The following is an 11602-nucleotide window of genomic DNA, read 5'->3' as shown; positions in this document are numbered from 1 at the left end:
GTCTTGCGGTCGACACCCGTTAGCCTTTGAATCTCGCGCTGGCTGGTGTTGCGATCAAGTAATGTTAGTACGGTGCTTTGCAGATGTGCCTTCAAGACGTTCAACTCCCGGTCCCCTCGCTGTATGAAAGGGGATGAAAATAAACGTCCTGCCTTACCGGCTACCGCTGTTCAGTAGCGCTGCCGGTGATCATCAGGTGGGGGAGTTTCAAGTGACCATACCCGGGGGATTTTGACCGACCCACGGGGCGCTCAACGTCGGAGGGCTTGTCTCAGATAAAGGCCATCGCGATCGAGACAATGGTCACTATGACACCCGCAATCGTGTAGATCGTCGAATACTTGTTCAGGTGGAGGCCTACGCGTCCTCCAAATGGCAATGGAACTTCTGGAGCATTTTTGGCGATTTCCTTCGCGAGCGCCTGATTATCGCGGCGTCTGCGCTCTGCGGTGGTCATGAAGGCGAGGTTCCGATCGCCGCGTCCGGCCTCGCGGCAGGGCTGGCAGAACAGCACCTTGATCAGATCCCAATGCATGCAGCCGTGATCTTCACCCAGGCGATCGACGAGCGCTTTGACGTCGAGCTTCACGTTTCGATGGCAGGTCATGCAGTCGACCGAAAGTCCCGATCCGGCCTGCAGCTTTTTGCCGAGCGTGTCCTCGACGAAGGGGTATTTCATGGTCATGGGAATGGCGAACTCCGTTTGAGGGGATCGCCGCAACGGGAGGATTATATTCCTGAAATTGGCACCAATGCCAAGGGGTAACGCAGCCGCCGGACTAAAGCTGCCAGGGCGTTTTCTGTTTCAGCCACTCCGACCAGAAGGCTTTCGCCAATCCCAGCAGGTCTTCCCGCGTCCGGCCGATATCGCGGATCAGGTGGTCGTCATGCTTAGCGAGAATGTCAATATAGACCTCCGGGTCGTTCTGGGACGTCGACCGGTCCGTCTCGTCAGCGGGGCGAGACGGGGGTTGGACATTCAAGAGGGGTGCCACTGCACTGGTCATTGTAGCCGCCACAAGATCGATGGGCGGAAGATAACAAGCCGGTTTGACATTCGAGAAGTGAATTGTGATTATTGCAGCTATCAGCAACTGTGATACCCAAGGCAGGCAATGCTACACCCGCTGGACCCCGAGTTGCTGCGCACCTTCCTCGCCGTCGCCGACACCGGCACCCTCACCAGGGCAGCGGAGACCGTGCATCGAACGCAGTCCGCAGTCAGCATGCAGATCAAGCGGCTTGAGGAGGAGATCGGCGCGCCGCTCTTCGTGCGTGGTCCGCGTGGCGTCGCGCTGACGCTGAAAGGCGATCAGTTGCTTTCGAATGCCCGGCGCATCGTCTCGCTCATCGACGAGACGACCGCATCTATGGGCGCACCGCCGCTCATCGGCCGGGTTCGCCTCGGGATTCCGGAGGAGTATGGTGTTTCCGTGTTGCCCCCCGCGCTTGAAGCGTTCGCAAAGGTCCATCCCGAGGTCGAGGTCTCGTTACGCTACGGCAGATCCAAGCAAAACAAGCAGGCCTTGGCGGCTGACGAGCTCGACCTAGCGGTCGTCTTCGAGTGGCAGGAGTTCACTGACTGCGAGGTTCTGATGACCGATCCCACGGTCTGGATCACGTCCGATGCTCATGCCCTGCACGAACAAAGACCTATCCCGATTGCTATCTCCGACGACCCGGAATGTTCCGATTTCGCCATGCGGCTGCTCGACGTCCGGGGCCTGCCTTACCGGGTGGCGGTTCGGTGCTCCACCATCGGAAACCTCGGGGTCGCCGTCCAGTCCGGGCTGGCAATCGCGCCGTTCTCGCGCAGCAACATTCCCATCGGCTGCCGGGAACTCACCCTGGCGGACGGCTTCGGCGATACCGATGCCGCAAGGGTGGTGATGCACCAAAACATGCGTTCGGGTGGAGAGGCCGTCGAGTCCATGGCGCGAGCAATTCGCAATGCGTTTGCGCGGTCGGCGATTGCCTAACCGATGGGACTGCGCCGCGCACTAGGGTCGGGATCAACGGCTCGGCTCGACAAATTTTGCCAGATGTTTCTCGGCTTAGCTGCGAGTGCGATTGCTACCGCGATCACACCATATGCAACTGCGGCCCGTCTGCTAGCTTATGTCGGCGGCGGACCCCATTTCCCGCCTGGCCGGCGCCTTCCCCATAGGCACCCCAACACGCCCCGCGGCGCCGGCCATCTTCTCCCTGCCTTCAAGCATTGGGGATGCACCATCCCCGTCCCGTTCCACTTATGAAAGGTGCATCCTTGCCGGTGATCTCCTTCACCGTCTTGAGCAGCGCCCCACCAGGCAACTGGGGGCGTAGCGCCTCACGACCATAGGTATCCATTGCCCGTTCCTTTTTCAGCGAATTCGCATATACAATTGCGCCGAGAGGGAGCCGATTATGTTCGTTGACTACTACGAGCTTTTGGAAGTCAGTCGAAACGCTAACTCAGAAACGATAGAACGCGTGTTTCGCTATTTTGCCATGCGCTATCATCCCGACAACCAGAATACCGGGGACGAAGCGCGCTTCAGCGAAATCGTGGAGGCGCATGATACGCTCAAAGATCCCGTCAAGCGCGCGCAATACGATATTCACTACAATGAGCAGATGAATATACATCGCGAGCTGACCCAGGAAGCCACCGACACTAAGGGCATCGAACGAGATAGCGTCATTCAGGCTAAAGTTCTCACGTTGCTATATGTAAAACGTCGAAAGGATGTCAACGATCCGGGCATTGGCGACGTGGAAATCGAACGATTGTCAGGCTGCCCTCGTGAACATCTGGAGTTTCATATCTGGTATATGAAGGCGAAAGGCTGGATTTCGAGGATCGAAAACGGAACCATTGCGATCACTATTGAAGGCATAGATCGCGCGAACTCCGAATATCGGCGTGATGTCACCGTTACCAGGCTGCTGGACCATCCTCACTAGTGAAGGGCTAGCCCGCCTTGGCTTGCCCGCGCCCCACGAACCAGCCGTCTGGCCGGCGCTTGAAGACGGCCTGCATTGGGTGCACAGCGCCAATCCTCACCTTGTCGCCAGACTGGTCGCTGGCTAAACTCAACCTTCCCAGGGGAGGGTTCGAACATGGCACTTCAGCTTTCGGCGGATGCTGTTGCTCCTACGGCGGCGGCACCCGACAAATATCTCTTCGGTCCGGTCGCCGATTTCCTCATGCTTGGCGGCAGCGCGTTTCTCATTCTGCCGGTTCTGTTTCTGGTGCCGCTCGAGTACGAAGGTGCCTTGGCCGCAACGATGGTATTTGTGGCCTATCTCGTGAACTACCCTCACTTCGCTCACTCCTACCAACTTTTCTACCGCAATTTCGGGCGCAAGGTGAGCGGCGACGGCTACGACAGGAGCCTGCAGATCCGCTACATATTCGCGGGCATCGTCGTCCCCCTGATCATGGCCGGTTTCTTCGCCTACAGCGCCGCGGCAGCGAACACGCGCCTGCTCGGCTATGCGGCCAACGCGATGTTCTTTTTTGTCGGCTGGCACTACGTCAAGCAAGGCTACGGCATGTTGATGGTGGATGCCGTCCTGAAGCGCAAATTCTTCGACGACCGGGACAAGAAGGTGCTGCTCTTCAACAGCTATGCCGTATGGATTTTCGCATGGCTCCAGACAAACACGGCCGTCACCCAGGGAAAATACTACGACCTGGACTACTACACATTCGCTGCCCCTTCCTGGATCTCCAACATTGCCCTGCTGGCGGCCATAGCGTCCACGGCGGCTACGGTTTTGATGCTGGTCAATCGCTGGCGGAAGAACGGTGGCAAGCTGCCGTATAACGGCGTCGTGGCCTATGTCGCGTCGCTTTACCTCTGGATCCTGATCGTGAGAATAAACCCGCTCTGGCTGCTTGTGGTGCCCGCGCTCCACTCGCTGCAGTACTTGGCGGTGGTGTGGCGCTACCAGACCAATTTTGAGCGCGATGGTCCGGACGCTGTCGCAGATCCGCCGCTGAAAATCCTGTCCTTCCTTGGCCCTCTCTACAGGTTTCGGGTCCTGGGATTCATCGTCGCGGGCGCAGCACTCGGATATCTCGGTTTCTGGCTGATCCCGCTGACGCTGACCAATCTGGTCCCCTACGACAGGCAAGTCCTCGGCTCGTCGCTGTTCTTCTTCATCGTGTTGATATTCATCAATGTGCACCACTACTTCCTCGACAACGTCATGTGGCGTCGCGGCAATCCGGAAGTGTCGAAGTATCTGTTCCGCTAGGGCTTGCCTGGCGTGGTTCAAGCCAGAGGCCAGTCGCCTCCGCAGAACGGCTGGCGGATATCTCAGGAATTCAAGAACCTTGGAAAACCAGAGAGACATTGCCGCCGGCGTGGCGCTCCAGCCGGCCGGCAAGGTCGAGCTCCAACAGCACCATGGAAACCTGGGCGGCGTGGAGGCCGGTATGGCGAATGATCTCGTCCACCGCCACCGGCGTCGGCCCGAGCACTTCGAGCACACCGGTTCGCTCGTCCTCGCCCGGCGGTGGCGTTGCCGAGAAGTCGGGCGGCTCTTCCAGCGGCGCTGTCCTTGGCGCCCGCGAACCGGCCAGTGGCGCGATGGCGCCGGAAATATCGGATGCCTCGGTGACCAGCGTGGCGCCATCCTTGAGCAGTCCATTGGTGCCGGCGCAGCGCGGGTCGAGCGGCGAGCCGGGGACGGCAAAGACCAGCCGGCCCATCTCGCCGGCCAGCCTGGCGCTGATCAGCGATCCCGAGCGCTGTGCTGCTTCGACCACGACCAGTCCCAGTGCCATGCCGGCAACGAGGCGGTTGCGCCGCGGGAAATCCTGCGCTCGCGGCTGCCAGCCGAACGGCATTTCCGAAACGATGGCGCCGCCGCGCTCGGCGATCTCATTGCACAGTCCGATGTTCTCAGGCGGGTAGGGCAGGTCGAGACCGCCGGCCAGCACACCCACCGTGCCGGTCGAAAGACTGCCTTGATGCGCAGCCGTGTCGATGCCGCGTGCGAGGCCGGAGATAATGCTGTAGCCGTCGCGGCCGAGATCGGCCGCCAGCATCCGCGCCATCTTGATGCCGGCCAGCGAGGCGTTGCGGGCGCCGACAATGGCAATCGCCGGCAGCCGGAACACCGCGCCTTCGCCCTTGACCGCCAGCAGCGGCGGCGGATTGTCCATGTTTTTCAAGAGCGGCGGATAGTCGGCTTCACCGATCCCGACGAAGCGGGCGCCGGCCTGGCCGGCCGCCTCCAGTTCCGCCTCGGCCTCGGCAAGGGAAGGAATGCGGACGATCTTTTTGGCGCCGCCGGAAATCATCAGCTCGGGCAGCATCTCCAGTGCCGCCTCAGCCGAACCGAAGCGGTTGATCAGGCCGCGAAACGAGGCGGGGCCGACATTTTGCGTGCGGATCAGGCGCAGCCAGCTCAGCCGCTGCCGGTCGCTGAGACGCGGCCCGGCAGGCTTGCTCACCCCTTGGCTCCGATCTTGCCCTCGCTGCCAGCCAGAAGCCGTGAGATGTTTTCCCGGTGTTTGAAGATGACGATCAGGCTCATCACCAGGAACAGCCCTGCAGTCTGCGGCGTGCTCAGGAAGTAAAGCGCGATGGGCACGACGACCGCCGCCGTCAGCGCTGCCAGCGACGAGTAGCGGAGCAGGAAGGCCATCGCCAGCCAGACGACGGCGAAGATCAGCGCCACCTGCCAGGCAAGGCCGATCAGCACGCCGAGATAGGTGGCCACGCCCTTGCCGCCCTTGAAGCCGAGCCAGACCGGAAAGAGATGGCCGAAAAAGGCGCCGAGACCGGCCCAGAGCCCAAGCTCAGGCGCAAAATGACCTGCGATCAGCACGGCCGCCGTGCCTTTCAGCGCATCGAGCAGCAGCGTCGCGGCGGCCAGCCCCTTGCTGCCCGTTCTCAGCACGTTAGTGGCGCCGATATTGCCGGAGCCGATCTTGCGCACATCGCCGAGGCCGGCAGCACGGGTGATCAACAGCCCGAACGGGATCGAGCCGAGCAGATAGCCGAACACCAGCGCCAGGACGTAACCCATTGTTTCCCCCCCCGTATTTCGTGGTCCTGCGGATCGGCGCAGCCGACCTATGCCGAAAACACTGTGCGTCCCGCAACCAGCGTTTGCAAGACCTTGCCTTGCAGGCGCGCGCCTTCGAAACAGGTGTTTTTCGAGCGCGAGCGAATGCCGCTTTCGTTGACGATCCACGGCTCGTCGAGATCGACAAGCGCCAGATCCGCGGCCGCCCCCGGCTTCAGCGTGCCGCCCGGCAGGCCAAACAGTTTCGCCGGCGCAGTGGACAGGGTCTCGATCAGCCTGAGCAGCGTTACGTCGTCATTGTGATAGAGCCGCAGCGCCGCCCCCAGCAGCGTTTCCAGACCGATGGCGCCGGCTGCCGCGTCGGCGAAGGGCAGGCGCTTGGTGTCGACGTCCTGTGGATCATGCGAGGAGACGATGATGTCGATCGTGCCGTCCCTGACCGCTTCGATCATCGCCAGCCGGTCCTCTTCGGCGCGCAGCGGCGGTGTCAGCCGGAAGAAGGTGCGGTATTCCCCGACGTCGTTCTCGTTGAGCGACAGATTGTGAATGGCCACCCCCGACGTGACAGTGGCGCCGTCGGCTTTCGCCCGCGTCACCGCTTGCGCCGCCATCGCCGTCGAAATCTTGGCCGCGTGGTAAGCGCCGCGTGTCAACCGCGCCAGCGCCAGATCGCGCTCCAGCGGGATCGATTCGGCCTCACGGGGAATGCCGGCAAGGCCGAGCCAGCTGGCATAGAGACCTTCGTTCATCACCCCTGATGAGGCGAGATCGGCGTCCTGGGTCTCATGCGCGATCACGCCGCCGAAATCGCGCGCATAGGTCAGCGCCCGGCGCATCACCAGCGCGCTGGATATTGTATGGCGTCCGTCGGTGAAGGCGACGGCACCGGCCTCGCGCAACAGGCCGAACTCGGTCATCTCGCGGCCCGCGAGACCCTTGGTGATCGCCGCCGCCGGAAAGATGTTGACGACGGCTGTGTCCTTGGCGGTGCGCAGCACGAACTCGACCAGCGCGACATTGTCGATCACCGGATCGGTATCGGGCATCATGACGATGGAGGTGACGCCGCCGGCTGCCGCCGCCACACTGGCCGAAGCGATGGTCTCGCGGTGCTCGCCGCCCGGTTCGCCGATGAAGACGCGAGCGTCGATCAGGCCGGGAATGATCGCCTTGCCGGTACAGTCGATGACGGCCGCACCTTCCGGCACGCCCTGGTTCAAGGCAGCTTTGCCGGCGGCAAGGATTTTTTTCCCGTCGACAATGACCGTGCCTGTCTCGTCGACGCCGCGCGACGGGTCGATGATGCGGGCGCGGCTGAAGACCGTTGTGCTCATGCGCCGCGGCCCTCATGGTTGCGGCGCGGATCGAGTAGCGCCTCCATCACCGCCATGCGCACGGCAACGCCCATCTCGACCTGTTCCTGGATGACGCTCTGCGGGCCGTCGGCGATTTCCGAGGCGATCTCGACGCCGCGGTTCATCGGGCCGGGATGCATGACCAGCGCGCCATCCTTGGCCGCCTTCAGTTTCTCGGCATCGAGGCCGAAATAGCGGAAATACTCCCGCACCGATGGCACGAAGGCGCCTTCCATGCGCTCGCGCTGCAGGCGCAGCATCATCACCACATCGGCGCCCTTGAGGCCTTCGGCCATCGAGCGGGTGACGATGACGCCCATTTTTTCGATGCCGGTGGGCAGCAGCGTCGAAGGCGCGACGACACGCACTTGTGCGCCAAGCGCGTTGAGCAGCATGATGTTGGAGCGCGCCACGCGCGAATGCAGGATGTCGCCGCAGATCGCCACGATTAGCTTCGACAGCGGTCCTTTGGCGCGGCGGATGGTCAGCGCGTCGAGCAGCGCCTGTGTCGGGTGTTCATGCGCGCCGTCGCCGGCATTGACCACCGAACAGCCGACCTTTTGCGCCAGCAATGCTGCCGCCCCCGCCGACTGGTGGCGAATGATCAATATGTCTGGGCGCATGGCGTTCAGCGTCATCGCCGTGTCGATCAGCGTCTCGCCCTTCTTCACCGAAGAGCTCGCCACCGACATGTTCATGACATCGGCGCCGAGCCGCTTTCCTGCCAACTCGAACGACGACTGCGTGCGCGTCGAGGCTTCATAGAAGAGGTTGATCTGCGTGCGCCCGCGCAGCGTCGAGGTTTTTTTCTCGGACTGCCGAGAGATCGCGACCGCCCGGTCCGCGCGGTCGAGCAACAGCTCGATGTCGGCGGGGGAAAGATCGCGGATGCCCAGAAGATGGCGGTGGGGATAGAGTGGCAGGGACGAAGCGTCGGTCATCTCAAGGCGCTGCTATAGGGTGGAGATTTCCCGGCTGCAAGCACCAGCTTTGGATTGAAGCCTTTCTCCCCGGTATTTTCGTCGCGCGCGCCGCCTGGCTTCGGCTATATCTAGCCGATGGCTTCGGATTCGTGGCCTTCTGACGATAAGGGCCTTTCTGCCGATAGAAGGATTGGGCGTGACCGACGACGTGACCAACCAGCCGCCGCCGCTGGCAGGCGGCAACGCCTGGCGCGGCGATCCGTTGCTGATCCAGCTCGCCGAGCGCTTTTCCGATCCGGTACGCAAGGATCTCGACAGCCTCGGCCGTTTCGTGCTGACGCATGAGGCGCAGGAGCTCGCCCGCCTCGCCAACGCCGAGACGCCGAAGCTCAGGACCCATGACCGCCAGGGCCGCCGGATCGACCAGGTCGAGTTCCATCCCGCCTATCATGCGCTGATGCGCCGCTCGGTCGCCAACGGCCTGCATTCCTCGATCTGGGAAAATGGCGACGCCGAGATCGGCCGCCGCCATCAGGTGCGCGCCGCCCGTTTCTACCTCACCGCGGGGCTCGAGACCGGGCATCTGTGCCCGATCACCATGACCAGCGCTTCGCTCGCCGCATTGATGGCCAGCCCAAAGCTGTTTCGCGAATGGGCGCCCAGGGTGACGACGCGCAAATACGACCAGAGCCAGAAGCCGCCGGTCGAAAAGACCGGGCTGACGCTCGGCATGGGCATGACCGAAAAGCAGGGCGGCACCGATGTGCGCGCCAACGTCACCCGAGCCGAGCGTGCCGGCAGCGGATTTTATCGCCTGACCGGCCACAAATGGTTCATGTCGGCGCCGATGTCGGATGCGTTTCTTGTGCTCGGGCAAGCGCCGGAAGGTCTCTCGTGTTTTCTCGTTCCGCGCATCCTGGGTGACGGATCGGGCAACGGCTTCCGCTTTCAGCGGCTGAAGGACAAGCTCGGCAACCGCTCCAACGCGTCCTCGGAGGTCGAGTTCGTCAACGCCATCGGCGAGATGGTCGGGGAGCCGGGGGCGGGCGTCAAGACGATCATGGACATGGTCACACTGACCAGGCTCGACTGCGCCGTCGCCTCGTCGGCGATCATGCGGGCAGGGCTGGCCGAGGCTGTCCATCACACCCGTCATCGCCAGGTGTTCGGTTCGCCGCTGATTGAGCAGCCGCTGATGCAGCGCGTGCTGGCCGACATGGCGCTCGACGTCGCCGCCGCCACCGCGCTGTCGTTCCGGCTGGCGCGCTCCTTCGATGAGGCTGCCAGCGATCGCGGCGAGGCTGCGTTCGCCCGCGCCATGACGCCGGTCGTCAAATACTGGGTCTGCAAGATCGCGCCGCCACTGCTCTACGAGGCGATGGAATGCCTCGGCGGCAATGGCTATGTCGAGGAAGCGCCGCTCGCCCGCTACTATCGCGAAGCCCCGGTCAACGCGATCTGGGAAGGCTCCGGCAATGTCATGGCGCTTGACGTGCTGCGCGTGCTTGGCCGCGCGCCGGGCCTGTTCGAGGACGTGCTGGCCGGCATCGACCGCGATCTCGGCGCCGGTGGACGCGGCACAATCAGCGTGCTCAAGGCGGCAATGCAGGTCGCCGCGACCGATGAAGGTTCGGCCCGTCTTTTGACCGAGCAACTGGCGCTGTCGGCTGCGGCTGCTGAGCTTCGCAGGCTGGGGGCAGGGCGGATCGCCGATGCCTTCGTCGAAACGCGGCTCGCAGGCCAGTGGCGCAACACCTACGGCATGCTCGATTCACGCCACGATGCGCGCATGATCATCGACACGCTCTATCCGCCGGTGAACTAGGCAGGACCCAAGGGGCGCACGAAGACGCCAAAAAGTTCGCGCACCTGTGGACGGCCGTTAACCTTAACAAATGGTTTCCATTGCGGCGGCGAGCGGCAACGCCCACTGTCTTTGCTACCAAGGCAGGGACTCCATGCGGCATATTCTGACCTCCTTTCTGGCATTGCACTGGGCAGCCGTTTTCGCCCTGCTGGCGTTCATCTGCATCGATGGAAACCGCGGTGTTGCGGCTGCTCTCGGCGTGCTGGGCGTCGCCGTCCAGGACACACGTTTCGCTGATCTCGAAAACGCTGCCGTCGTGGCGCCGCTGGCCGTCGCGCTGCTGGTCGTGGCGGTGCTGTTCTGCTGGGCCTTCGTCGAGACCTTGGTTAACGTCGCGACCAATCCAGATGCCGCCGACAGCGTGGTGCGCATCGCCTTCATTTCCGCCTCCGGTGTGTTGTCGCTGATCCTGATCGGCGGCGCCGCGCAAGGCATCAACGGGCTGTTCATGGTTGTCGCCGTGCAACTGGCAGCCCTTCTGGCGTCCTACGTCGCCATGCTTGCCGAGCGGCGCTCGGCATTTGCCTCAGCCGTGGCAGTCGACGGCGAGATCCGTACCGCGGCACATGTCATGGCCAGGGGCGCGGCGCACGGCTCGTTGCTGTCGCGCATTTCCAGTCGATCGAACACCAGCTCGAGGGATGGCCGCTGATGCGCACTCTGTTCGCGCTCTGGGCGGCCCCCATGGCTTTGTTCTGGGGCTGGTTCTACCTGTCGCTCAACGACATCAATTTCGGTTATGTCATGCTCAGCCGCCGGCTGCATGACTTCGTTTTCGAGCTCTACGGTCAGATGCTGGGCATCGATCCGGCAATCATTCCCGGCATGGTCGCAAGAGCCTGCGTCTTCGACGGGTTCTTGCTGATGGCGCTGTGGGCGTTCCGCCGCCGTCGCAAGATTGCCGCCTGGATCAGGACCCAGTGGATGGATCCGGTTGCGTCCGAGCGCTTGCCGCGAGCGACTGAAGACGGTCAAGGACTCCCTGCAGAATAAAGGCGGCTGCCGCCGAATCGATCTTGCCGGCGCGCTTCTTTCGCGAGAAATCCATCTCGATCAGCGTTCGCTCGGCCGCGACCGTCGACAGCCGCTCGTCCCACAGCACGAACGGCAGGTCGGATAGGGCAGCCATGTTGCGGACGAAGGCGCGTGATTTCTGTGCCCTCGGACCTTCCGACCCATCCATGTTGACCGGCAGGCCGAGCGCGATAGCGCCGACATTGTCCTTCTGCAGCAGGGCAAGCAGCACCGCTGCATCAAGCGAGAATTTCTTGCGCATGACGACCGGGCGCGGGTGGGCGAAGGAAAGGCCGCGGTCTGAGACCGCGACTCCGATCGTCTTGTCGCCGAGATCGAGCCCCGCCAGCGTCTTGCCGCCAGCGAGCCGGGTTGGCAATTCCTCGATGCGGATGATGCCCAATGGTCTTCCTTCG

The 11602-nt window shown here is 62.8% G+C and carries 13 protein-coding genes; 6 read left to right on the top strand and 7 right to left on the bottom strand.

Annotated features, from left to right (window positions below):
• Window positions 1–271 precede the first annotated feature (271 nt).
• Together AC1D0N_RS20900 and AC1D0N_RS20895 are read right to left on the bottom strand one after the other, a co-directional pair.
• The gene (locus AC1D0N_RS20900) at window positions 272–685 is read right to left on the bottom strand and encodes a hypothetical protein (protein WP_477247186.1); all 414 of its coding nucleotides are present in this window, start codon (window positions 683–685) and stop codon (window positions 272–274) included.
• Window positions 686–779: 94 nt separating this feature from the next.
• Window positions 780–1007 carry a hypothetical protein gene (locus AC1D0N_RS20895; RefSeq protein ID WP_477247184.1) on the bottom strand — a complete coding sequence of 76 codons (228 nt, stop codon included), beginning with the start codon at window positions 1005–1007 and terminating at the stop codon, window positions 780–782.
• 108 nt (window positions 1008–1115) lie between these two features.
• Between AC1D0N_RS20895 and AC1D0N_RS20890 the strand changes: the two genes are divergently transcribed.
• The 3 genes from AC1D0N_RS20890 to AC1D0N_RS20880 all read left to right on the top strand — a co-directional run bounded on the left by AC1D0N_RS20890 (window position 1116) and on the right by AC1D0N_RS20880 (window position 4245).
• A complete protein-coding gene (locus AC1D0N_RS20890; protein ID WP_477247182.1) occupies window positions 1116–1979 on the top strand; it encodes a LysR family transcriptional regulator in 864 nt (287 codons plus the stop codon).
• A 427-nt stretch (window positions 1980–2406) separates the two neighbouring features.
• Window positions 2407–2946 carry a DnaJ domain-containing protein gene (locus AC1D0N_RS20885; RefSeq protein WP_477247180.1) on the top strand — a complete coding sequence of 180 codons (540 nt, stop codon included), beginning with the start codon at window positions 2407–2409 and terminating at the stop codon, window positions 2944–2946.
• A gap of 156 nt (window positions 2947–3102) precedes the next feature.
• Window positions 3103–4245, top strand: coding sequence for a hypothetical protein (locus AC1D0N_RS20880; RefSeq protein ID WP_477247179.1), 1143 nt, complete (start codon window positions 3103–3105; stop codon window positions 4243–4245).
• A gap of 70 nt (window positions 4246–4315) precedes the next feature.
• On the opposite strand, the gene dprA is transcribed toward AC1D0N_RS20880, so the two are convergent.
• Genes dprA through AC1D0N_RS20860 form a run of 4 tightly spaced genes read right to left on the bottom strand, consistent with a single transcriptional unit; the run spans window position 4316 to window position 8323 of the window.
• Window positions 4316–5449, bottom strand: a complete 1134-nt coding sequence (gene dprA, locus AC1D0N_RS20875; RefSeq protein WP_477247177.1) for a DNA-processing protein DprA — start codon at window positions 5447–5449, stop codon at window positions 4316–4318.
• The gene (plsY, locus tag AC1D0N_RS20870; RefSeq protein WP_477247175.1) at window positions 5446–6027 is read right to left on the bottom strand and encodes a glycerol-3-phosphate 1-O-acyltransferase PlsY; all 582 of its coding nucleotides are present in this window, start codon (window positions 6025–6027) and stop codon (window positions 5446–5448) included. The genes dprA and plsY overlap by 4 nt, the downstream gene beginning before the upstream one ends.
• Window positions 6028–6074: 47 nt before the next feature.
• Window positions 6075–7361, bottom strand: coding sequence for a dihydroorotase (locus AC1D0N_RS20865; RefSeq protein ID WP_477247174.1), 1287 nt, complete (start codon window positions 7359–7361; stop codon window positions 6075–6077).
• The gene (locus AC1D0N_RS20860; RefSeq protein ID WP_477247172.1) at window positions 7358–8323 is read right to left on the bottom strand and encodes an aspartate carbamoyltransferase catalytic subunit; all 966 of its coding nucleotides are present in this window, start codon (window positions 8321–8323) and stop codon (window positions 7358–7360) included. Before AC1D0N_RS20860 ends, AC1D0N_RS20865 begins: the two co-directional genes overlap by 4 nt.
• 178 nt (window positions 8324–8501) lie before the next feature.
• Here AC1D0N_RS20860 and AC1D0N_RS20855 point away from each other — a divergent pair, with 178 nt between their 5' ends.
• The 3 genes from AC1D0N_RS20855 to AC1D0N_RS20845 all read left to right on the top strand — a co-directional run bounded on the left by AC1D0N_RS20855 (window position 8502) and on the right by AC1D0N_RS20845 (window position 11165).
• A complete protein-coding gene (locus AC1D0N_RS20855; protein WP_477247170.1) occupies window positions 8502–10130 on the top strand; it encodes a DNA alkylation response protein in 1629 nt (542 codons plus the stop codon).
• 133 nt (window positions 10131–10263) lie between these two features.
• Window positions 10264–10824: a hypothetical protein gene (locus AC1D0N_RS20850; RefSeq protein WP_477247168.1), complete on the top strand. Its 561-nt coding sequence runs from the start codon at window positions 10264–10266 to the stop codon at window positions 10822–10824.
• Window positions 10824–11165, top strand: coding sequence for a DUF6105 family protein (locus AC1D0N_RS20845; RefSeq protein WP_477247166.1), 342 nt, complete (start codon window positions 10824–10826; stop codon window positions 11163–11165). The genes AC1D0N_RS20850 and AC1D0N_RS20845 overlap by 1 nt, the downstream gene beginning before the upstream one ends.
• On the opposite strand, the gene ruvX is transcribed toward AC1D0N_RS20845, so the two are convergent.
• A complete protein-coding gene (gene ruvX / locus AC1D0N_RS20840) occupies window positions 11083–11589 on the bottom strand; it encodes a Holliday junction resolvase RuvX (RefSeq protein ID WP_477247164.1) in 507 nt (168 codons plus the stop codon). The genes AC1D0N_RS20845 and ruvX overlap by 83 nt on opposite strands.
• Between the last annotated feature and the right edge of the window lie 13 nt (window positions 11590–11602).

Source organism: Mesorhizobium sp. P2_E10 (assembly GCF_056404235.1).
This window is presented reverse-complemented; position numbering and strand designations above follow the sequence as displayed.